Source organism: Advenella kashmirensis W13003 (assembly GCF_000506985.1).
GTDB classification, from domain to species: domain Bacteria; phylum Pseudomonadota; class Gammaproteobacteria; order Burkholderiales; family Burkholderiaceae_B; genus Advenella; species Advenella kashmirensis_A.
In genome coordinates this window covers 2,362,869-2,385,629 of sequence record NZ_KI650979.1, presented here as the reverse complement: position 1 = coordinate 2,385,629, position 22,761 = coordinate 2,362,869, and the positions used below count along the sequence as shown (strand labels likewise).

Here is a 22,761-nt window from a genome sequence, read left to right as displayed (position 1 = left end):
CAATGTCGTCAATTGAACGTTTTGAAACCAACAAGCGGATGAGCCGCGTGGTCAAATACAATGGTTGCCTTTACCTGAGCGGTCTGACAGCAGACAATCCCGACGAGGATGTCCAGGGGCAAACCCGCAGCATTCTGGGCAAAATTGAAAAATTCCTGGAAGCACACGGTTCGTCCAAAGACAAGCTGCTGACAGCGCAGATCTGGCTCAAGGATATTGATCGCGATTTTGCCGGCATGAATGAAGTCTGGGACAGTTGGCTGCCCGAAGGCGCTGCACCGACACGCGCGACCGGCGAATCCAAACTGGCTTCGCCCAAGCTGCTGGTCGAAATTATTGTCACAGCGGCAGTCTGATGCCGGGGCCTGGGCAACCCGCAGCGCCAGCCGACGAATGCGATGTCATCGTCGTCGGAGGCGGCATACATGGTGTTGCCTCGGCCTACTTTCTGGCGCAGAAAGGCCAGCGTGTCATTCTGCTGGAGCGCGATGATTGCGGTCACTGTGCCTCCGGCGTCAACGCGGGAGGCGTACGCACGCTCGGCCGCAAGCTGGCCGAGATTCCGCTCTCCCTGGCTTCATCACAATTGTGGCGAACACTGGATTTTCTGCACGGGTTCGACGGCGCCTTTGTCCAAACGGGACAAATCAAGGTCGCCGAATCGGAAAAGGACATGCTCGTTCTGCAGGAGCGATGCGAACTGCTGGCAGCTCGGGGCTTTCACCACGAAAAGCTGATCGACAGGCAACAGGTGCGCGAGATCGTACCGGCGATTGCGCCGCATGTGCAGGGCGCGTTATGGGTCAGTACCGATGGCTTTGCCTTCCCGTACCTGATCGTTCAGGCATTTGCCCGGCAGGCACGCCGCCTGGGAGCAGACATCCGCGAACAATCTGCGGTTCAGTCAATTAAAAGAAAAGACAAGACCTGGCACGTGAGCACCAAAGACCGAATCATCACGGGTGAGATGTTGCTATTGTGCGCTGGTGCCTGGACGGCAGACCTGGCGCGACTTTGCGGCGACAGCATTCCCGTCACCGCGGGCGGCCTGATGCTGATGGTCACGCAACGTATGCCGCATTTCATCAATCCGGTGCTGGGTGCCACCAGCCGCGGGCTGTCATTCAAACAGTTTGCCAATGGCACGGTGGTCATCGGAGGCGCGCTGGAATGCGAAGCCGATGCGCAGACAAACCATGCGGAGCTGGATTTCTCCAGGCTGGGAAACAGTGCCCGCATCGTGACTGATCTTTTTCCGTTTTTAAACAATATCAGCGTGACGCGCGCATGGTCCGGCCTGGACGGTTATGCGCCGGATCACACCGCTATTGTCGGCCCCAGTGCGAGCCAGGACAATTTGTATTACGCTTGTGGATTTTCTGCCAGCGGCTTTCAACTGGGGCCTGCATCGGGGCAGTACTTGGCGCAGCTCATGACTGGAGAAACGCCGGACCCCGCACACCAGGGTTTGCTACCGGCGAGATTTGCATAATGTAAATTCCGCATGCGCAAGCACCACCGTCCTGCAAATCACGTAAACTCTTTTACACAGGAAGATCCAGCACGTGCCTTGCCACGATATTGCGCTGTATTTCATTCGTACCTCCATAAATGGTTGTCACCATCGAATGGGTAAACGGCGCCAGACTATTCATCGTAGTTCCATCGTCGTAATGGGTGTCGTCAAATTCTCCCCCATGCTCATCAGCCGATTGCGCCAGTTCCAGCCCGATTTTCATGTATGTTTCGGTCGCCCAGATTTTGAGCAATGAAATCGAGGGGGGCAAGTTTGCGCCATTTTTTACGTACCCGGCAAACATGGAAAACAGGCTTTCCAGATCTGCGATATCCATCCGCAGTTGCGCATAGCGCTGCAGAAAATACTCGCTCTCGAAAAGGTTCTCTTTGTGCGCAAGCGTGGTCAGCAAGGAAAATGCATGCTGGGACTGCTGCGGACTACCTGCAAAAATACGCTCGAAACCAAGCAAGGCCTTGGCGATCGTCCATCCCTCGTTAAGCTGCCCAACCAGATTCGCTTGCGGCACGCGTACATTCTGGAAAAACACCTCACAAAATTCCTGATCGCCCAACAAATTGGTAATGGGCGCAACAGTGATGCCCTGCGTCGCGAGATCTATCAGCAGAAAGCTGATCCCTGCCTGTTTCTTCACGTTTTTGTCAGTGCGTACCAGCGCAAAGATATGGGTCGCATTATGCGCGAGCGTTGTCCAGATCTTCTGGCCGTTCACGATAAAATCATCGCCGTCCGGTACCGCCTCGGTGGCCAGCGAAGCCAGATCGGATCCCGCATTCGGTTCCGAATAGCCCTGGCACCAGATATGTTCCCCTGACAGAATTTTGGGCAGATATGCCTGCTGTTGCTGCTGCGTGCCGTATCGTATCAGAACCGGCCCCAGGTTGATAATGCCCTGGTCAGGCAGGCGGGCCACACCGTAGTTTTCCATTTCCTCGAAAAAAACAAGTTGCTTTTCCGGCGTCAGGCCCATGCCGCCGAAAGCCCTGGGCCAGGCGGGAGCAAGCCAGCCTTTGGCCGATAGCAGCAGATACCAGTCTTTCACCTCGGACCAGTATAGGCGACGCGCGACGTGGCGCAACGACGATGGATAGTGCTTCACCAGAAACCGCCTGACAAGCAAAGCGAAATCCGCATCGCTCATATCGTTCAAATCGTCAGACTGCAGCACCGATACCGTGTCGTCCGGCAACGGGTGGATGCCTGTTTCACGGATCTGGGCATCAACCGGGGCATCAATCCGGGCATCGATATAACGCAAGCGGTGACGATGCTCGTTACCAAGCCAGGCAGACAAATTCAAAGCCCGCTTCAGATAAAGCCCCACATCCAGCTCATCGGTATAGCCGATCGCGCCATGCAGCTGCACAGCCAGCTTTGATACTGACACGGCCACCTGGTTGGCGCGTGCCTTGGTCAGACTCCCCAGCACGGCAAGCGTCATATCTCCTTTACAATAGGCTGCCCAATTTTCTTTCAATGATGAGGACAGCAGCAGAATATGCATGTAGGCATCCACCATTCTATGCTGCAACGCCTGATTTGCTCCTATCGGTTTACCAAACTGCGTTCGGGTCTTCAAATAGGTCAGCGTCATATCAAAAACGGTGAACGCAACGCCCATTAATTCGTGACTGACCGCAAAACGGCCCGCATCCAGCGCGTTGTTTATTGACGTTCGCGCCCTGTTGCCGCGTACAAGAATGCGCTCTTGCTGCACCACCGCATCGAAAGTCAAGTGCGCCATATAGGTGCCGTCGATACGGCGCATATTCTGTACGGTAACGCCCTGATCAGCACTGCTGATCCAGACAAGTGCATCGTCCCCGTCCAGGGTAGCGTGGACAATCCAGCCATCCGCGCCGCTGCCTGGCGAGACCCATTTTTTTTCGCCGCTCAACCTGAATTGCAAGCCATCCCTGATCAGCCTCGTCCCGGCACTCCCGATATCCAACGCGCCTGCCTGTTCCTGCCAGGCCACGCCGCAAATACACGTTCCCTGCACGATGTCTGTCACCAGACGGTCTATTATTTCCGATGGCTCGATATCCAATAAAACGACCATCGGCATGACTGCGGCCGCGACATACGGTTCGGGAAGCAGCTTTTCGCCTATGACGGTTGCAATAGCAGCGCATGCATCAAGACCCAAACCCAGTCCTGCGCGTGCCTCGGGAACAATGATGGAGGTCCAGCCGGCCGATGCCAGCCTGGCCCAGACCGGTCTTTCGAAGCCCGGTGAACGGTTTCTCAAGTACCGCAATCGGGACACCGGTGATTCGCTTTTCAATAAACCGCGCGCGCTCTCTGCAAATTCCCGATTGTGTTCTGCCAACAGTCCGCCCAGATCTAATGCCATGAATATTTGCCTCTATTATGATCGATTGAATCTGCCAATCATAAATCCATTCAATCGCTGAAGATATAACAAAAATCGTTATTCAGATATCACATTATTGATATATCAAAACAGTCACCTGTGAAATAGAATCAATAAAAACACATTCAAGGAGACAGACATGAAAAAAGCAGTTTTCCTGACTGCGATGCTTTCGTTTATTCCTGCCACCCTGGCGCAGGCGGCGACCTTTCCGGAAAAACCGGTGACCCTCGTTGTTCCTTACTCCGCTGGTGGCATTACGGATCAGATTGGCCGGATATTGGGCGATCAGCTCGGGAAAAAATGGAAGCACCCGGTGGTCGTCGAGAACAAACCGGGTGCAGGCGCAGCGATAGGCACTGCAATGGTCGCCAATGGCAAGGCGGACGGCTACCAACTGTTGATTGGAAGCGTAGGCACAGTGACCAATCAGTTCATGCTCAAGTCCCTCCCCTACAAAACAGAGGACCTGGTACCTCTGATACAAATTTCCGAAGCGCCCAATGTGCTCTATGTCAGATCCTCTCTGCCGGTGAAATCCGTGAGCGAACTGGTGGCTTACGCCAAAGAAAATCCAGGCAAACTGACCTTTGCCAACTCCGGGATCGGGTCCAGTCCGCACCTGGCCGCCGCGCTGTTCCAGGAAAAGGCCGGGATCAGTATTACCAATGTCCCCTATCGAGGGACATCGGCCGCAATTGCCGATTTTCTGGGTGGTCAGGTCGACGCCTATTTCGACACCATGCAATCGATGCCCTACGTAAAACAGGGCAAGCTGGCAGTGCTGGGCGTGGCAAGTGAAAATCGCGTTCCCGCGCATCCCGAGGTGCCCACGATTGCACAAGCCGGAACGCCGGACGTGATCGCCAGCAGCTGGTTTGGCGTGTTCGTTCCTGCGAAAACGCCCGAAGCCGTAAAAACGCAGATCGCCGATGCAATCACAGACGTCATGCAAGATCCGGAAACAGCCAAAAAAATTGAAAACCTGGGCACGGTGATTCATGTTCGCGATCAGCAGCAGTTCAGGCAGTTTTTTGAAACGGAAACCCGGCGCTGGGGAGACCTGATCAAACGCCTGAATATCGCTGACAGCTGACACGCCGACCTTTTAGTGGAAGTATCAACATGAAAACCGACGACAGCCCAGTCAACTGGGACATCAAATCGTTGCGAATTTTTCTCCTGGTCGCCCGCGTGGGCAATTTAACCAAAGCCGGCGTGGAACTGGGCATGTCGCAATCGGCAGTCAGCCGTTATCTGTCGACTCTGGAAAAGAAGTCAGGCGGATATCTGTTCCAGAGACATGGCCGGGGTGTTTCTCTATCCGAATTAGGCCAGCGCATCTATCCCATTGTAGAAAGAGTTATGGAGGATCTCGGCAACCTGACCGGTATTGTGAGCGAAGAGGCGCAACGGTTGGGCGGCCTGGTCCGCATTGGCACTCTGCCCTCTCTGTCGCGCGACATCTTTGTGCCGTTATTCTTTCTCTTGCAAAAAGAGTATCCGGGCATACGGCTGAAGATTCAGGAAGGCTCGGGCGGACAGATTGATAGCTGGCTATTGACCCAGCAGATCGACATCGGGCTGCCGTATCGAAATAATAACGAAAGCCAGTATGCCGACGAATCCATTATCCAAATGCAGTCCTATCTGGTTGGACCCCTTGGCGACAAACTCACCAGAGGATCCACCGTCCCGTTCAGAAAAATGCATCAAATCCCGCTGATCCTGCCCAGCAAACCTAGTGCAGTCCGGATGAAACTGGATGAACTGGCAAGAAAAGAGAAAATCCACCTGAATGTTGTCATTGATGCCGATTCGGGCCTGATGCAAAAGTGCATAACAGAACAGCATGGAGGCTACACCGTATTGCCCTGGCATGCCATCAAGGAAGAAGTGGAGAACAAACAGATTCAGGCAGCACGCATCATAGAGCCGGAAATAGCACGGAACATTTCAATCGTAGTCAACAACAACCCTTCGAAGGCGACCCGGAAAGTCAGCCGAATCATTCGCTCGCTGTTCGAAAATAGTCGCATCCACCAGTAATCCCCAGGAGACAACATGAATATAACGATTTCAATCTCGTCTGTCGCGACAGCCCTGCTATTGTGCATGAATGCCCATGCCGCCAGCAGCACCAACTTTCCCACCAAACCGCTCAGAATGGTCGTTCCTTTTGCGCCTGGCGGCGGAGCGGATTTAACAGCAAGAATCATCAGCGAGGCATTGGCCAAAAAGCTGGGTCAGCCGGTCGTGGTCGAAAACAAGGCAGGAGCGGGCGCAACCATCGGCGCAGCCTATGTTGCCAGGTCTGCACCCGACGGATACACGATCCTTTACACGACCCCTGGCCCTCAGATTACCAACCCGCATTTGATGAAATCACTGCCCTACGATCCTTCAGACCTGAAACCGATATCCAAAGTGTCGGTCGCCCCCAGCGTGCTGGTGATCAACAGCAATCTGCCGGTCAAATCCGTGAATGAACTGATCGCCCTTGCCAAGCGAAAACCCGGACAAATCCGTTATGCCAGCGCAGGCATTGGCGCCAGCAGCCACCTGAACGGAGAACTGATGCAAACCCTCGCGCACATCAAGTTACAGCATATCCCGTACAAAGGAACGGGAGAGGCGCTGAAGGATCTGGTCGGTGGCAACACGGACATGGCCATTGATACGCTTGCCGTCTATATGCCCTTTATCAAATCCGGCAAGCTGACCGCGCTGGGCGTCACCACACCCACGGAAATATCACTGCTTCCCGGCGTCGCTCCCATTGCCGATTCGCTTCCCGGTTACGACGCATCCCCCATGAATTATCTGTCCGTTCCCAGTAAAACACCCGACAACATCGTCAACATCCTGAACAAGGCGGTCAACGAAGCCATTCGTGAACCGGAGGTAACCGACAAACTGCTTGCCCAGGGCATTCTGGCCGAAGGCAGCACCCAACAGGAAATACAGGCCCTGATCACGAAAGAGCAAGCCAAATGGCAGAAAGTGATCGACGGCGCAGGCCTGTCGCCCAAGTAGCGTCAAGCGCCCTGCAGAAACCGATTTAACAGGAGTATACATTTGTCAAACCCGCTTTCCCATATCACCGTACTGGACCTGAGCCGTGTCCTGGCAGGTCCCTGGGCCAGCCAGATTCTGGCTGATCTCGGCGCCAATGTCATCAAAATTGAACGCCCCGGCGCCGGGGACGACACCCGTGCCTGGGGCCCGCCTTTTCTGCAGAACGAACAGGGAGAAGACACCCGGGAATCAGGCTATTATCTGATCGCCAACCGCGGCAAGAAGTCTATTTCGGTTGACATAAAAACAGCCGAAGGCCAGGAAATAATCAAAACAATCGCCAAACAGGCAGACGTTGTCCTGGAAAACTTCAAAGTCGGAACGCTCGAAAAGCTTGGTCTGGGGTACGAAGATCTGCAGCGAATCAATCCCCGGCTGATCTACTGTTCCATCACCGGTTTCGGACAATCCGGCCCGAGAAAATCGCAGCCGGCCTACGATTTCATGATTCAGGCGATGGGCGGCATCATGAGCGTAACAGGAGAAGCCGATCACAAACCCGGCGGAGGACCGCAAAAAATCGGCATTCCGCTGATCGATCTCATTACGGGCGTCTATGCATCATCAGCGATTCTTTCGGCGCTGGTGCATCGCAATGAGACTGGACGCGGGGAGTATATCGATATGGCGATGCTGGATGTCCAGGTGTCGCTGCTTGCCAACCAGGCAATGAACTACCTGCTCACCGATCAGATCCCGATTCGCAGGGGCAACAATCATCCCAATATCCAGCCTCAGCGGGTATATACCTGCAAAAACGGACAAATCATCCTTGCTGTTGGCAGCGACGCCCAATTTGCGAAACTCTGCCTGATTCTGGGATGTCCTGACATGGCTGAGTCTGAAAAATTCAAGACCAATGCCGCCCGGGTCGTCAACCTGGCGGAGCTGGACAATTTTCTTGACCAGGCGCTGGCAAAGCAGGACAAAGCCACCTTGTTAAGCGCGCTTGAGCAAGCCGGCGTGCCGTCCGGGCCGATCAATAACATTGCCGAAGTCTTTGACGACCCCCAAGTCAAACATCGTGGGTTGCTCAAAAAGTTCCCACATCCACTGCGCGAGGACATACCGCAAGTGGTGAATCCTTTCAGGTTTCGACACTCGGCTCTCAAGCTTGATCTGCCGCCGCCTCTGCTCGGCCAGCACAATACCGAAATACTATCTGCACTTGGCTATTCAGACAGTGACATCAGTCGCTTGAAAGAACACTCTATTATTTAACCCAACCAGGACACCATATGAACCCATTGAACGCACTGGACATCCAGATTAAAGACTATATCGCCCTCATCTACCTGGACAATCCGCCAGTCAATGCCGTCAACACGGCAATGCTCAACAGCCTGGCGCTGGCAATGGACCAGCTGTCAGATGATAACAACGTTCGGGCAATCGTCCTGACGGGAAAAGGAAAAGTATTCTGTGCAGGCGCAGATCTCAAGAATCGAAGTGAAATCACAGCCAACCCCGGCGGCCTGCATCAACACTCGCGCCGGACGCGCGAGGCGTTTCACGCCATCCGGGAGTGCTCCAAGCCCGTGATCAGCGCTATCAACGGCGCCGCTCTCGGCGCGGGGCTGGGGATCGTGGCCTCAAGTGACGTTCTGATTGCCGGGCACTCTGCCCGGCTCGGTCTTCCTGAGGTCGACGTGGGACTATTGGGCGGTGTCCGACACGCCCAGCGGCTGTTCGGTCATTCGCGTCTTCGCCGGATGATGCTTACCGGCATGCGCGTGACCGGTGAAGAACTGTACCGATTGGGTATCGTAGAGGCGTGCGTGCCCGACGAAGAACTGCTTGCCGCCGCCATGGACATTGCCCGGGTCATTGCGGAAAAGAGCCCGTTGTCGATCAAGCTGCTGATCCAGACCGCCAACGCCATTGAAGACATGAGCTTGCGCGACGGCTACCGCTACGAACAAGACATGACCGCGGCCATTGCAAAGACTGAAGATGCCCAGGAAGCACGCGCCGCATTTCTTGAAAAACGCAAGCCGGTATTTAAAGGCCGCTGATTATCAGGAAGCCGATACAGGAGTCGCGGCGGGCCGGTCCAGCAACGGATTGAGCCCGCTCAAGGCCACTTTCGAATACAACTGGCGGCCCAGGACAGATTCGCAATAGGCTGACGTTGCCATCATCTTCTCCAGGTCAATGCCCGTGGTCACGCCCATGGATTCAAGCAGGTTGACCCAATCCTCCGTGCAGACGTTGCCGGTAAAGCCGCCGCCATATTTCACTTCGGTCGGATGCCCGCCGACGCCGCCCATGGAGCAATCAAAGTACCGTACGCCGCTTTCATATGCAGCCAGATAATTGACAATGCCCGTTCCCCGCGAATCGTGAAAATGAGCCACCGGCACCACGTCCGGAAATTCTTTTATGACTGCACTGAACAGGCGTTGGGTGGTCGCCGGCACCGCCATGCCGGTCGTATCGCCCAATGCGACCAACTGCACCCCGGCCTTGCTGAACTTTTCCACGTCTTTCAATACGTCCGACTCGCTGACCGTGCCCTCGAACGGACAGCCAAATGCCATTGAAATCGTACCGACCATACGATACCGGCCATTCGCCGCGGCAACCATATCGGTAATATTTTTCCACTGATCCTCACGGGTTCGTTTCAGATTCTTCAGTGAATGACTATCGGTTGCAGACACCAGCAGGCTGATTTCATTGGCGCCGATGCCCTTTTCGGTATCGGCCAGCGCCCGCTCCACAGCCCGCACATTGGCACACGTGGCCTTATAATAGACGCCGTCACCACGCCGGATGCCGGCGAGCACTTCGGTGGCATCGGCAAATTGCGGAATGACTTTCGGATTGGAATAAGACATAGCCTCGATACGCGTCAGCCCCATATCGGTGAACTGGTCGATCAGCGCCAGCTTGGTTTCCAGCGGCAGCATCTGCGGTTCATGCTGCAGACCGTCGCGTGCAAAACATTCACAAATGACAACATCGCTCATTTTCCAGACTCCTTCAGCCCAAGTGCATTGATTGCGTAGGCGCGTAATTTATTCTTCTGAACTTTCGAACTGCCGGTCATACCGATCTCGTCGAAACTATCCACAAACCGGACGTAACGCGGTACTTTGAAATTTGAAATACGCGGCTTGCACCAGGCGATCAGCTCGTCCGATGTGCAACGGCGCCCCTTTTTTAAAATAACAAATGCGGCGGGCACCTCTCCCAAACGGTCATCGGGCACGCCTACGACCTGGGCCAGTTCGATGGCCTCGTGCATCAGAATAAAACCTTCGACTTCAGTGGGCGCGACATTCTCTCCGCCCACACGGAACATGTCTTTCAGGCGTCCGACCATTTTGAGACGCCCCTCTTGGTTCATCTTTCCCAGATCGCCGGTCTTGAGCCAGCCATCATCGGTGAATGTCTTGGCGGTAACGTCGGGCATATTGTAATAGCCGCGCATTACGCTCCAGCCTTTCACCTGGATTTCACCGGGTTCACCCATTGGCGATATTTCACCCGTATTCTGATCCACTACGCGCACCTGAACGCCGTCATGGGGCAACGCCCAGCCTTCGGTACGCAACTGTAGCGGGTCGTCCCAGGACGACATCACTACGTTGGGCGACGCTTCCGACAATCCGTACGCGTTGCACAGATTGGGAACCTGCATTTGATCGTGGATTTTCTGCATGACTTCGGGCCCGGCCGCTGCCCACCCGCCTCGCAAATGCAGTTTTGACGGATCAAAATCGGGATGTCCCAGCAGCATCAGAAAAATCGTATCGTTCCCTGAGGTCAGCGTGCATTTTTCCTGTTCCAGCAATGACAGCGCCTGCGCGACATCGAATTTGGGCAGAGTCAGCAGGCAACAACCGGTGGTCAGGGACACCAGCACCGACAGTGTGGAACCGGCCACATGGAAAAACGGCCGGATGCTGAAATAGCGGTCGTCCGAGGTAATGCCCATGCGCAGCGACACGGCATAGGCATCGGAGAGCATATTGTCATGCGTCAGCATGACACCCTTGGGAAAGGAGGTCGTGCCCGATGTGTACTGAATCAGCAAGATGTCATCCGGATCCACTCTGCCGCATTGTGCATAGCAGGCATTCACGTCATTATCCGTCACGTCTGCGATCACCCGGTCAAAATCCGTCGCACCGGCAGGAACGGCCTGCGAGTCAAACATCAGCGCCATGGCCAGCCGGGGAAGATTGTCGCCCGGCAATGTGCCGGCCAGCGCAGGCTCCACATCGCTCAGCAAGGCGGTGAAATCGATGCCCAGAAACTGCTCTGTCAATACAATGGCTTTGGCTTGCGCCTGCTTCAGACAAAAGGCAAGTTCTTCGGTTTTGAAACGGGTGTTGACCGGAACAGTGACTGCACCGATTCGCGCGCACGCAAAAAACGTCTGCAACCACTGTACGCTGTTGCCAAGCATGACGGCGACATGATCGCCCTTGCGGACACCCAATTTCCACAGCGCGGCGGCTGTGAGATCCACCTTCCTGGCCAGCGATTGCCATGTTTCGCGACTATCCGGATCGACATACGCGTCATTATGCGGATAGGCGGCAACCGTTTCAGCCAGTACTTCACTCAAGATCTTGCCTCTGGGCAGCATGGTCATTCCCCCTTGTTGCTGCCGAACGTTGAAATGGCAGACTTCCAGTCGCTGTTGCGCAGGTTCTTTTCGATTGCCAGCAATTCAATCGCCATGGCACCCTCCCGTGTGGTCTCCACGCCTGCATTAATGGAATGCTTGGTGAGCTGAACGGTCAGTGGTTTTGCATTTGCAATATGTGCCGCCATCTCCTGCAATTGCTCTTCAATTTGCTCCTGAGGCACGATCCGGTTGATCAGCCCGAATTCGCGCGCCTCCTGGGCATCGAATATGCGGCCGGTGAACAGCAATTCCTTGGCAACCCGGATACCGGCAATCCTGCTGATCCGTTGTGTCGCGCCCACCGTACCCCAGCTGACTTCAGGGTAACGGAAGGTCGCTTGCGGGGTCGCCCAGGCGAAATCGCAGGCGCCAATGATTTCGCAGCCCGAACCAAATGCAGGGCCATGCACCAGTGCGATGGCGGGACGCGAGATTTTTTCAATCGCATCATAGGCAGAGAATCCCGCCACCCGCCGGGCTGTCATATCGGACAACGTCATATCCTTGCGCTCCTTCAGATCGGCACCGGCGCAAAAGGCAGGACCCGCACCCCGGAATACGACCACGCGGATCCGTTCGTCGGCTTCGATCTGCTCGGTAACACGGACCAGTTCAGCGCACATCCTGACGTTCAATGCATTTCTGCTTTCCGGACGATTCAACAGTACAGTGGCGACGCCATTTTCCTCTACTGTCAGTTCAATCGTTTCATATGACATTTGTCGTATCCTTATTTATTTGTGATGTTGGCCGCCTTCAGCAGCTTTTCTATTCTTTCACGATCCTGCGCAACAAATTCGCTTGCTGCCTTGCTATCCATCAGAAAGGCTTCGACGCCCTGCTTTTCATACAACTTCACCGTTTCAGGATTTTCCGAGACTTTTTTCAATGCTGCATACAGGGTATCGACCACCTCTTTCGGTGTATTGGCAGGCACGGCCATGCTGTACCAGCTGGATCCCTTAAATCCGTCATAGCCCAGTTCATCCATGGTGGGGACGTCTGGCAAGGCTGGCGAGCGCTTGTTGGCCGCGATCGCCAATGCGTGCAACTTGCCTTCCTTGATAAACGGCAGCACCGCAGGCAGATTCAGGAAGCCGACTTTGACCAGGCCGCCGGCCAGATCGGTCGACGCAGGCGCGGCACCCTTATATGGTACATGCAGCAGTTTGGCCTGGGTTTTCTGCTTGAAATTTTCGCCGGTCAAATGCGGCGAACTGCCATTGCCGGCAGACGCATAGCTGTATTTTTCCGGATTTTTCTTACTATCGCTGATCAGCTCATCAACCGATTTGAGATTCGTGTCAGCAGCGACGGTCAATACATTCGGAATATTCCCGACCATACCGACAAAGGTGAAATCCTTAATGCCATCGTACTGGACCTTCTGCATGAGCGGTGTGACGATATGCGCCGCCGCGGTTCCGAACAGCACGGTATACCCGTCGGGCTTGGCTCTTGCGACATATTCAGCTCCGATACTGGCGCCGCCGCCGGGTTTGCTCTGAATAATAATGGATTGGCCCAGCTCATCGCTCATTTGCTTGGCGACAATGCGCGCCAGAATATCTGCAGGGCCACCGGCCGCGTAGGGGTTGATAAACGTAATTGGCTTCGCCGGATAATCGGCAGCAAAAGCCGGATGCATGGCGCCTGCAATCAACAAGGTTGCTGCACCTGTAAATAGTCTGTTTCGGCACATTGTGTATTTGGACATGACTGTCTCCTGAAATGCTGATTTTCTCAATCAGTCGATCATGAAGTATTGAAAAATGGCAGGTGTCATCTGAAACCCGGCCGGCCCACCGGACACACCTGCCCGGGTATCCGATGATTTTTTACGGCCTATAAATAACCCATAACCATCAAATTACGTTCAGCTGGTTCAACCCCTGTATCTGGGCTGGCGTCAGGCCCAACTTCTCCCTGAGAATGGTCTCGGTATGTTCACCCAACAACGGTGGACGACCCATCTGAGGATTCTCATAGCCGGTAAATTTGAACGGCACGGCAATACCTTCAAACGCGCCCACCTGCGGATGGGCAAAGCGCTGCACCATTTCCCGGCTGACGACGTGGGGATCTTCAAAAATTTCGTTCACTGAAAGAATCGGGCCTGCCGGCACTCCCCTTTCATCACACTGTTCGCATACCGTTGATCGGTCCAGTTTGCCGATCGCCTGTTGCAACCCTCCCATCACTTCGGCGCGCCGGCGAACACGTTCGGCATTTTTTGCCAACTTCTCGTCCGTCGCCCATTCGGTCAGCCCGAGCAGTTCGCACAAGGGCCGCCAGTGCTGATCGCTGCCGGTAATTTGTACCCATTTGCCGTCTGCGCATTCAAACGCGGCTGACGGCACGCGCCCGGGATGTTCCGTACCCATTCTTGCGGGGACCTCTCCCAGCGTGAAATAGCGCGCTGCCGCAAGCGAGAGCAATCCCACCTGCCCGTCGAACATGGAAAAATCCACATGACAGCCGTGACCGCTGCGGTCTTTTCCTGCCATGCCGGTCAAAATCGCAATCACGATCCACAGTCCGGAGGTCAGATCGGCCACCGGCAACCCGGGTTTGACAGGACCGCCCCCACGTTCACCGGTCAGGCTCATGATGCCGCCCATCGCCTGAAAGACAGTGTCATATCCCTTGCGCGGCGCGTAAGGGCCGGTCATGCCAAAACCGGTGCAGGACACATAGATCACATCCGCATTCGTCTTTTTGATCGCGTCGTAATGCAGGCCGTATTTTTGCAACGTCCCAACGGGAAAATTTTCCAGGAAAATATCCGCATCTGCGGCCAGATCCTTGATGATTTTCTGTCCTTCCTCGGAGCGAAGATTGACGGTGATTGACTGCTTGCTGCGATTGAATGCAAAGAAATACGCCGACTCGCTCCCGTGCTCGCCCTGCACCCTTGGCTCGAAATGACGGGTTTCATCACCCGTCCGGGGCTGTTCAACCTTGATGACCTGCGCGCCCATCTCGGCCAGAATCATGGAGGCGAAGGGGCAGGCCAGCACGCGGGACAAATCCAGGATTTTGAGTCCTTCCAGTGGTCGCATTCGAAATCCTTTTAATGTTTTTTAAAGCCGCGCATCATTACATTGGCGTCCCGACCGACAGCCAGCGCCTCTTCAAGCGACAGATCTGCGGCCCGGTAGAAAGTACGTTTGGTGGTTGCCATCGCGACCGGACTCCACCCCGCCAGTTTTTCGGCATAGTCACGGGCCTGAACAACCACCTCGGTGCTGGCGCAGACACGATTGACCAGTCCCAGTTCAAATGCACGATGGCCATTGACCGGTTCTGCCATGGCCACCAGTTCAAAGGCTTTTTTCTGACCCAGTTGACGCACCAGATTGGCCAGCACCACCGCGGCGACAATACCGTGCTTGAGCTCCGGGTAGCCAAAACGGGCGTCTTCAGCCATGACCACCAGATCGCAGGCCAGTGCCAGGCCGGCGCCGCCGCCCAGGGCGTTGCCATGTACGGCAGCAATAATCGGCTTTGCAATTTTGGAAAAGGCCAAATGCAATGACGTCGTCAGATCGGCGCGATCCAGCACCTGATCGGGCGCGTCCGGCGTCAGGCTGCTGAATTCACCGGTATCAGCTCCAGCGCAAAACGATTTGCCATTGCCATGCAGAATAATCGCCCTGACCTGATCATTGCGCTCGCCTTCCCGAAGCGCGTCCACCAGCGCCTGTGTCAGCGCCGTGTTCAGAGCATTATGTTTTTCCGGGCGGTTCAGACTGATTGTCAGAACATGATTTTCAATTTCAGTCATCAAGACAGACATACTGTTTTCCTATTCATTCAATATTCACAATTCAATTGCTATTTCGATTCAGATTTGGCTCAGCGCTTGCCGGGCCGCATTCAATTCCTGTACCAATTGCTGCATCACTTCCCGCACCGGCAGAATATGGTCCACAAGCCCGACCGATTGCCCCACCTCGACCTTGCCCCAGCTCACATTGCCTTCCAATGCAGCCTGCTTGAGCGTACTTTTCCGAAATTGCGCTTCGTATTCTTCTTTATCGGTCACCGTCTGGTCCACTTGCTGCATATGATCGGCAAACTCATTGCGAATCATTCTGACCGGCAAGCCCTTGCGTCCCACTAACTGGGTACCATCGACACCCGTCGCCACAGCCAGGGTCTTGTACGCTTCATGAACACTGGCTTCTTGCGTCATCAGAAACCGGGTACCCAGTTGCACGGCATCGGCACCCAGCGCGAGCATCGCTGCAATACCATAGCCATCAGCCACCCCACCGCCGCCAATGATAGGCAGATCGAAATCACGAACGGCTTTACGCACCACGACCAGTGAGCTGACTTCATTGGCCGGGGGATGTCCGCCCGCCTCTCCACCCACCACAGCAAGCGCATCGACACCCGCGGCGGCTGCTTTAGCCGCATGCTCAAGGGTGGAAACGACATGCACCCAGCGGGTTCCGATATCCTGGAAACGGGCCAGATGCTTCGCCGGTCCGCCCTGAGACGCGAAAATCACCGGCACCCGGAACTCGTATGCCAGATCCAGAAACGCCTGGGCGCCCGGACGGTACAAGGGAATATTGACACCAAACGGCTTGTCGGTGCTGGCGCGTACGGTCTCCAGCACCTTTCTGAAATCCTGTTCATACATCGGTCCGGCTGCGATCACGCCCAATCCACCGGCCTCTGAGACTGCGACGGGCAACGCTGCACACGAGGATGCCCAGCTCATGCCGGCCTGAATAATCGGATATTCAATATTTAACATCTGGGTAATGCGGGTTTTCATGCGAATTCAGCCTGCGAAAGAGTCAATCAAAAGAAGGTTCGTATTTGCCCGGCATTTCTGCGCTCCCACCCGGGTGTTCGGTTAGGTCATCTCGAACAAACTAGTTGAATTTTTCAACCATTATTGGGATCGTAAACTATATAGTTTCTTTTTTCAACTATTTTTTGTTGATTTTTTTGATGCAATCGCGCATGATTCGTTCATTGGAAACAAAAAAGACATCGATCGTTATGAAGCAACCCGAGAATATCAAGGAACTGTTTTCCTACCGCCTGAACCGTCTCGCCTTTTTAAGCAGCACGCTGGCCGAATCCATCAACCAGGATCTGTTCGACCTGGACAAACAGGGCTGGCGCTTTATTGGCCTGCTTGCGGCATTTGCGCCCATGTCTCTTAAAATGCTCGCAAAGGAAGCCAATATCGACAAAAGCCGCGCCAGTAAGGCCGTGGCCAGCCTGTATGAACGAGGGTTGATTCAGCGCAGAAATAGCGATAGCGATGGTCGCAGCATCCAGCTGTCTCTGTCTGAAGAAGGCGAAAAACTCTATGCCAGCGCCTTTCCTATTGCATTACGACGCAATAACGAAATCCTGGATGTACTGACCGAGGCAGAGAAAGAGCAGTTCGATCTGATTCTGGAAAAACTTATCTTTCGCACGAAGATCCTGATGGACCTGCACCCGCGCCATAAAACATCTGCATCCGACACGGGCGACAAATAGTTTCAAAAAGAAACCACTTAGGATCCACCGACGCGGCCATTTACTGACCCGACGCTCACCATGACACTGAAAAACAATACGCTGCCGCTTAAAGATATCCGCATTCTCGACCTGACTTCAGCCGTAGTGGGTCCATACGCCACACAGATCCTGGCCGATTATGGCGCCGAAGTGATCAAGCTGGAGCAGCAGACGGGCGATATCATCCGATGGATTTCGGGCCATTCGCCCACGCCCGGCATGTCCGGCAAGTTCATGCACATGAACCGAAATAAACGCAGCATTTCCCTTAACCTGAAAACGGAACAAGGCAAAGCGACGTTTATGAAACTGGCTGCCCGGTCACACATCGTTGTTCATAATATGCGAGCCGATGCCCTGGCGCGACTCGGCATTTCCTTCGCTGCGCTGAGCGAGGCGAATCCTGATCTGATTTACTGCAACATTGTCGGCTTTGGCGCCAAAGGCAGATATGCCGATCGCCCCGCTTATGATTCCATTTTGCAGGGTGGCACCGCCCTGGCCTCCCTGTTCGCCCGCAATGGCAACGAACCGCGTTACGTTCCCTATGTCGTGGTGGATCGTACGGCCGCGCTGATGGTGACCAACGCTATTCTGGTCGCCATCTACGCGCAAACCCGGGAACCCGGTCCGCGGGAAATCGAAGTCCCCATGTTCGAAAGCTATGCCACACTGGTGCTCAGCGAGCATCTGTATGGCGAATCGTTTGTTCCGCCTGTTTCCCCCAGCGGCGATCGGCGTTTACTGGATGAAAATGCCCGTCCGGTCAAAACCCGCGACGGTTATATCTGCATTACCACCAACACCGATGCGCAGGTGCTTGCCCTGTTCGACGCTTTCGACCGGCCTGATCTGAAAGAAGATGCCCGCTTTAACCGGGCCATCAACCGGATTGATCACATCGCTGAATTCTTCGCCTTGCGCGCCAGTGAAATCGCCAGGCACGAAACTCAATACTGGCAAGAGAGACTGGCGCAGTTCGATATTCCGTGCATGCCCTGCCATACGCTATCGTCCCTGCTGGACGATCCGCATATTGCAGATGTCGGGCTGGTCGAAAAACGCGAGCATCCCACACAAGGCACCATTCGGCATTTGAATGTCCCAGTCAGCATGACGGGTTACACGCCCACGCTGCGTTATCACGCTCCGCATATTGGCGAGCATACGCGGGAAATACTGGCTGAAATCGGACTTGGCGACGATCATATCGAGGCAATGCTGCAGGCGGGCGATGCATTCGAAAGCGATTAGTTACTAGTGGTGGAAAGAAGTCTCCCTCGCCGGATTGACATGGTTTAGTTGTGTATATACAATTTGACATATACACAAGAGAGCAATGCCATGCCTACCCTATCTACTTCATCCAGGCCCAAAGAGGCTAAGCTATTTCGCAACAACCGTAGCCAGGCGGTACGAATTCCTGTCGAGTTCGAGTTGCCGGGGGATCGTGTGCTGATTCACCGCGAAGGCAACAAACTTATCATCGAACCTGTGACCAGGCCAACGAACATCGTCGAGCTGCTGGCCGAGTGGAGGAAAGAATTACCGCTTGGGCCGGAAGATCAGTTTCCGGCCATTGACGACATGCCTGCCAAACCGGAAGATATATTTTGAGCGGATACCTGCTGGACACGAACATCATCAGCGACGTGATCCGCAATCCGGACGGCCACGCCGCGCGTCGCATTGAGCATGCCGGGCCGAAAGAGATTTTCACCAGCATCATCGTCGCATCCGAGTTGCGCTATGGCTGCGCAAAGAAGGGATCGCCCAAGTTGCTCACCAGGGTGGAGGGCATTCTTGAAATCATCCCGGTGTTGCCATTGGATATTCCGGTTGACGCTGAATATGGTGGCATCCGCGCACAGCTGGAAACAGCTGGCCAGCCTATCGGCATGAACGATCTACTGATCGCCGCACACGCCTGTGCGCTTGGCCTCACGCTAGTGACGGACAACACGCGCGAATTTACCCGCATCCGCGGCCTCAATGTAGAAAACTGGCTCGAAAGATAGCCAGTCAGGGCGGTTTGTGCATAGGACTGCTGACATGCAACGACCAGAAGGCCCATCCATTGTTTTAACCATTTACAACGCTTCACCTTATTCGGGTTTCGCGCCAGACATCCGCACCAACTCACCATAACGTTTTATTTCACTCTGCATGAACGCGGCAAATTCGGCGGATGAATTGCTGCCCTCGACCACCTGCGCGCCCATGCCTTCCAATTGCGCATGCGTTTGCGGATCTTTCAGGGCGTTGTTGACTGCTTTATTCAATGTTTCAATCACTTCGGGTGGCGTGCCGGCCGGCGCAACAATACCGTACCAGGCCGAAGCGACCATGTCTTTGATTCCAGCCTCTTCAAACGTCGGTACATCGGGCAGGAAAGGAATGCGCCTGGTGGAGGCCACGGCCAGCGCAGTCAGATTACCGCCCTTCACTTGCGCCATGGAGCCGGTGTCGATCATAAAGTCCAGTCGCTTGCCAAGCAGGTCGCTGACCGCGGGACCACTTCCCTTGTATGGAACGTGAGTAAATTGTGCGCCCGTGATATGTTGAAGCAGGGAAGTTGCCAGATGCTGCGAGGAACCCACTCCGGCCGAGCCGTAGTTCAGCTCCCTAGGTTTATCCTTGGCATATTGGATCAAATCCGTCACCGAGGTAAATTTCGATCCCTTGGGCACTTCAAGCACATTCGGAATATTGGCCACAAACGCGACGGGTGCAAAATCTTTTTCTGCATCAAAACCCAAACGCTTGTACAAATGCGGATTGGCCGCGTTGGTTGAACTGGTGGCAACGAGCAGCGAATATCCGTCTGGCTTCTCACGCACGAAGGATGTCGTACCGATATTGCCCCCTGCTCCCGCCTTGTTCTCTACCACCACGGTCTGCTTGAGCTGCTCGGTCAGGCCTTTTGCAAGAATACGTCCCAGCACATCGGTCGCACCGCCCGGTGACCAGGGAACGACCAATTTGATGGCATGGTCAGGAAACGTCCCGGCCCGGGCCATGCCGGCAACCGTGGTCGCCAGTACCGCGCTGAATATGGGCACACACAATGTTTTTAATGTGATGTTTGGTCTCATAATTTATCTCTCCGAATAATAAAAAAACTTCATTGGGCACTTCAATCTGCGACTGAATTAAAAAACCGCTGCGGAATGCATATTCCTGCTCCAGTCGGACATATAGACTTGCCTTTGCCCTTCTGTTTACAATTACTGCTGAACGCGCTCCTTCCCCTCCTGAACCTCGATGCTTACATTCAAACAAATCGAAGCCCTGTATTGGGTGGTACAACTAGGCAGTTTTGCCAACGCAGCACAACGCTTGAACACGACGCAATCGGCCATTACCAAGCGCATCCAGGAACTGGAATCCGATTTCGACGTCAGTATTTTTGACCGGACCGGCCATAAAGCCACCCTCACCCCCAGGGGCCAGGAAATTGTCGATCTGGCCTCCGAATTGCTGACCCAGCGCGATGTGATGCTCATGAAACTCAAGGGGCATCACACCTTTTCGGGCATCTTACGTCTGGGCATCACCGAAATTACGGCCATGACCTGGCTTCCCGATCTGATGCAGCAATTGCGCATCCTCTTTCCCAAGCTGACTGTCAGCCCCAAAACCGGCATGGCCGCCGAATTGCAGCAAAGCCTGTTGAAGGGACAGCTCGACATGGCATTCCTGCACAACGAATTTAAATCCCCGCTACTCGAACAATATCCGCTAGACTACGTGCGATTCGAATGGGTCGGCAGCCCGAATCTGATCACCCCTGACCGGGTCTACACCCCCGAAGACATTTCCAGAATGTCCCTGATCCGCCAGGATGTGGAGTCCGGCCTGAATGCCCTCTACGACGATTGGCTCAAACCGTACACCGCCGACCAGAACATTTTCACCATCAACAGCCTGCTTGCCATGGCCGGACTGACCGTGGCCGGGTTCGGCGTGTGCTGCCTGCCGATAGACTATTTCTATCCTCTGGTCACCAGCAGAAAACTGACCGTACTCAAAACGAGTAAACCCCCACCCAAATCTGTTTATTGCGCCATGTACGCCAAAAATGCCAACGCCATGCTATATAAGGAAGTGGCGGTGCTGGCCAAGGACGTATGTAATTTCGGCATCCCGTATGGGAGCGGGTTCAATGCCTGATATCCGACAGGAATTTGCGCGCCCGCTCTGTCTTTGCGCTTGTAAAAAATTCTGAAGGCGGCGCCTGCTCTACAATGGCCCCGGCATCCATGAACCAGACCCTATCTGCCACATCCCGCGCAAAGTTCATCTCATGCGTCACGCAGATCATGGTCATGCCTTCGGTAGCCAGCGACTTCATAACCAGCAGCACTTCATTGACCATTTCAGGATCCAGCGCGCTTGTGGGTTCATCAAACAGCATGATTTTCGGATCCATGGCCAGTGCACGGGCAATAGCCACGCGTTGCTGCTGGCCTCCCGACAGCTGCCCTGGGAATGCGCCGGCCTTGTGATCCAGTCCGACTCTTTCCAGTAACGAAACAGCTTTCTCGCGTGCAGCCGCTTTACTATTGCGCTTCAACAGCACCGGCGCCATCATCAGATTATCCAGCACGCTCATGTGAGGGAAAAGATTGAACTGTTGAAAAACAAACCCGATATGACTGCGCAGATCGTCGATCGACTTGCATGCATGAACATCCTGGCCATCCACCACGATAGAGCCGCCCTGTATTGGTTCCAGCCGATTAATGGTGCGAATCAGTGTCGATTTACCGGAACCGGACGGACCGCAGACAACCAACACCTCGCCCCGGGAGACCGTTGCCGTCACATCGCACAAGGCCTGGTACCGACCATACCATTTGGATACATTATTAAACTGGATCATATAAAACTCCTATCCCTGAAAGGCGATACGGCTGTGTTGAATTCTCGTTTCAACGATCTTCACCAGTCCCGTCAGAATCAGATTGAGAAAAAAGTAGGTCAGCGCGAGCAGCCCGAACACTTCAAATGGCCGGGTCAGCAGAATATTGTTGATCTGACTCGCAGCAAAAGTCAGTTCGTGAACGCTGATCACAAAGCCAAGAGATGTTTCTTTCACAGTCGAAATAAACTGACTCAAAATGCTGGGAATGGTATTGAAAAGCGCCTGCGGCAAAATGATTTTGCGCATCGTCTGGAAATAGTTCAAACCCAAAGAACGCCCGGCTTCCATCTGGCCCGCCGGCAGCGCCTGAATGCCACTGCGAACAATTTCTGAAATATATGCACTTTCGTAGAAGACCAGTGCGACTACCATGGTCGTCGTGCCCGCAACGGGCCGATTGATGATCACGGGCACCATAAAGTAAGCCCAGAATATGAACATGATCAGCGGCAGCCCGCGCACGATGTACACCACAGCCGTCGCCGGCCAGTACAGAATCCGCGAGGATCCTATCCGGCACAACGCCAGAACAATACCCAGTGGAAAAGACAGAACAAGACTGGCGAGCGCCAGCAGAATGGTCGCTGCCAGTCCGCCCAGCGGGCCCTGGGGGTACTGCCCCACCAGCAACAGCAGCCAGTTATCGGAAAGAATTTCAAACATGG

23 protein-coding genes are annotated in these 22,761 nt (G+C 54.5%); 12 read left to right on the top strand and 11 right to left on the bottom strand.

The features are described from left to right. Positions 1-2 precede the first annotated feature (2 nt). Both W822_RS34875 and W822_RS34870 read left to right on the top strand, forming a co-directional pair. Positions 3-356 (top strand): RidA family protein, encoded by a 354-nt coding sequence (locus W822_RS34875; protein ID WP_024005285.1) that lies wholly within the window; start codon positions 3-5, stop codon positions 354-356. Then, on the top strand, positions 356-1,492 hold the full coding sequence (locus W822_RS34870; protein ID WP_024005284.1) for an NAD(P)/FAD-dependent oxidoreductase: 1,137 nt from the start codon (positions 356-358) through the stop codon (positions 1,490-1,492). Before W822_RS34875 ends, W822_RS34870 begins: the two co-directional genes overlap by 1 nt. Positions 1,493-1,544: 52 nt before the next feature. Here W822_RS34870 and W822_RS34865 read toward each other — a convergent pair whose 3' ends face one another. Next, a complete protein-coding gene (locus tag W822_RS34865; RefSeq protein WP_024005283.1) occupies positions 1,545-3,893 on the bottom strand; it encodes an acyl-CoA dehydrogenase family protein in 2,349 nt (782 codons plus the stop codon). 160 nt (positions 3,894-4,053) lie between these two features. On the opposite strand from W822_RS34865, the gene W822_RS34860 reads away from it, so the two are divergent. Genes W822_RS34860 through W822_RS34840 form a run of 5 tightly spaced genes read left to right on the top strand, consistent with a single transcriptional unit; the run spans position 4,054 to position 9,007 of the window. After that, complete coding sequence (locus tag W822_RS34860) at positions 4,054-5,010, top strand: Bug family tripartite tricarboxylate transporter substrate binding protein (protein ID WP_024005282.1); 957 nt, start codon at positions 4,054-4,056, stop codon at positions 5,008-5,010. A gap of 29 nt (positions 5,011-5,039) precedes the next feature. Then, positions 5,040-5,963, top strand: a complete 924-nt coding sequence (locus W822_RS34855; RefSeq protein ID WP_024005281.1) for a LysR family transcriptional regulator — start codon at positions 5,040-5,042, stop codon at positions 5,961-5,963. Between the two features lie 15 nt (positions 5,964-5,978). Next, positions 5,979-6,950 carry a Bug family tripartite tricarboxylate transporter substrate binding protein gene (locus tag W822_RS34850; protein WP_024005280.1) on the top strand — a complete coding sequence of 324 codons (972 nt, stop codon included), beginning with the start codon at positions 5,979-5,981 and terminating at the stop codon, positions 6,948-6,950. A 42-nt stretch (positions 6,951-6,992) separates the two neighbouring features. Then, a complete protein-coding gene (locus W822_RS34845) occupies positions 6,993-8,213 on the top strand; it encodes a CaiB/BaiF CoA transferase family protein (RefSeq protein ID WP_024005279.1) in 1,221 nt (406 codons plus the stop codon). A 17-nt stretch (positions 8,214-8,230) separates the two neighbouring features. After that, entirely contained in the window at positions 8,231-9,007 is a 777-nt protein-coding gene (locus tag W822_RS34840) for an enoyl-CoA hydratase/isomerase family protein (RefSeq protein WP_024005278.1), read from the top strand. A 3-nt stretch (positions 9,008-9,010) separates the two neighbouring features. Here the strand turns inward: W822_RS34840 and W822_RS34835 are convergent, their stop codons facing one another. The 7 genes from W822_RS34835 to W822_RS34805 all read right to left on the bottom strand — a co-directional run bounded on the left by W822_RS34835 (position 9,011) and on the right by W822_RS34805 (position 16,426). Beyond that, entirely contained in the window at positions 9,011-9,964 is a 954-nt protein-coding gene (locus tag W822_RS34835; RefSeq protein ID WP_024005277.1) for a hydroxymethylglutaryl-CoA lyase, read from the bottom strand. Further along, complete coding sequence (locus W822_RS34830; protein ID WP_253272264.1) at positions 9,961-11,571, bottom strand: AMP-binding protein; 1,611 nt, start codon at positions 11,569-11,571, stop codon at positions 9,961-9,963. Before W822_RS34830 ends, W822_RS34835 begins: the two co-directional genes overlap by 4 nt. Before the next feature lie 23 nt (positions 11,572-11,594). Continuing rightward, the gene (locus tag W822_RS34825) at positions 11,595-12,353 is read right to left on the bottom strand and encodes an enoyl-CoA hydratase/isomerase family protein (RefSeq protein ID WP_024005275.1); all 759 of its coding nucleotides are present in this window, start codon (positions 12,351-12,353) and stop codon (positions 11,595-11,597) included. An 11-nt stretch (positions 12,354-12,364) separates the two neighbouring features. Beyond that, positions 12,365-13,351, bottom strand: a complete 987-nt coding sequence (locus tag W822_RS34820) for a Bug family tripartite tricarboxylate transporter substrate binding protein (protein ID WP_031242726.1) — start codon at positions 13,349-13,351, stop codon at positions 12,365-12,367. A 148-nt stretch (positions 13,352-13,499) separates the two neighbouring features. Continuing rightward, entirely contained in the window at positions 13,500-14,696 is a 1,197-nt protein-coding gene (locus tag W822_RS34815; RefSeq protein ID WP_024005273.1) for a CaiB/BaiF CoA transferase family protein, read from the bottom strand. 11 nt (positions 14,697-14,707) lie between these two features. After that, positions 14,708-15,433 carry an enoyl-CoA hydratase/isomerase family protein gene (locus tag W822_RS34810; protein ID WP_024005272.1) on the bottom strand — a complete coding sequence of 242 codons (726 nt, stop codon included), beginning with the start codon at positions 15,431-15,433 and terminating at the stop codon, positions 14,708-14,710. A 48-nt stretch (positions 15,434-15,481) separates the two neighbouring features. Then, the gene (locus tag W822_RS34805) at positions 15,482-16,426 is read right to left on the bottom strand and encodes an NAD(P)H-dependent flavin oxidoreductase (protein WP_034279580.1); all 945 of its coding nucleotides are present in this window, start codon (positions 16,424-16,426) and stop codon (positions 15,482-15,484) included. Between the two features lie 191 nt (positions 16,427-16,617). Between W822_RS34805 and W822_RS45855 the strand changes: the two genes are divergently transcribed. The 4 genes from W822_RS45855 to W822_RS34790 all read left to right on the top strand — a co-directional run bounded on the left by W822_RS45855 (position 16,618) and on the right by W822_RS34790 (position 19,187). Then, a complete protein-coding gene (locus W822_RS45855; protein WP_172642781.1) occupies positions 16,618-17,148 on the top strand; it encodes a MarR family winged helix-turn-helix transcriptional regulator in 531 nt (176 codons plus the stop codon). Between the two features lie 60 nt (positions 17,149-17,208). Further along, positions 17,209-18,423: a CaiB/BaiF CoA transferase family protein gene (locus W822_RS34800; protein WP_024005269.1), complete on the top strand. Its 1,215-nt coding sequence runs from the start codon at positions 17,209-17,211 to the stop codon at positions 18,421-18,423. Positions 18,424-18,513: 90 nt separating this feature from the next. Then, positions 18,514-18,786 carry an AbrB/MazE/SpoVT family DNA-binding domain-containing protein gene (locus W822_RS34795; RefSeq protein ID WP_024005268.1) on the top strand — a complete coding sequence of 91 codons (273 nt, stop codon included), beginning with the start codon at positions 18,514-18,516 and terminating at the stop codon, positions 18,784-18,786. Beyond that, entirely contained in the window at positions 18,783-19,187 is a 405-nt protein-coding gene (locus tag W822_RS34790) for a type II toxin-antitoxin system VapC family toxin (RefSeq protein ID WP_024005267.1), read from the top strand. Before W822_RS34795 ends, W822_RS34790 begins: the two co-directional genes overlap by 4 nt. 87 nt (positions 19,188-19,274) lie before the next feature. Here the strand turns inward: W822_RS34790 and W822_RS34785 are convergent, their stop codons facing one another. Then, positions 19,275-20,264 carry a Bug family tripartite tricarboxylate transporter substrate binding protein gene (locus W822_RS34785; RefSeq protein WP_051401671.1) on the bottom strand — a complete coding sequence of 330 codons (990 nt, stop codon included), beginning with the start codon at positions 20,262-20,264 and terminating at the stop codon, positions 19,275-19,277. Between the two features lie 169 nt (positions 20,265-20,433). Here W822_RS34785 and W822_RS34780 point away from each other — a divergent pair, with 169 nt between their 5' ends. Continuing rightward, positions 20,434-21,342 carry a LysR family transcriptional regulator gene (locus tag W822_RS34780; protein WP_024005265.1) on the top strand — a complete coding sequence of 303 codons (909 nt, stop codon included), beginning with the start codon at positions 20,434-20,436 and terminating at the stop codon, positions 21,340-21,342. Here the strand turns inward: W822_RS34780 and W822_RS34775 are convergent. Further along, positions 21,332-22,054 (bottom strand): amino acid ABC transporter ATP-binding protein, encoded by a 723-nt coding sequence (locus tag W822_RS34775; protein ID WP_024005264.1) that lies wholly within the window; start codon positions 22,052-22,054, stop codon positions 21,332-21,334. The genes W822_RS34780 and W822_RS34775 overlap by 11 nt on opposite strands. A gap of 9 nt (positions 22,055-22,063) precedes the next feature. Further along, the gene (locus tag W822_RS34770; protein ID WP_024005263.1) at positions 22,064-22,759 is read right to left on the bottom strand and encodes an amino acid ABC transporter permease; all 696 of its coding nucleotides are present in this window, start codon (positions 22,757-22,759) and stop codon (positions 22,064-22,066) included. Positions 22,760-22,761 lie beyond the last annotated feature (2 nt).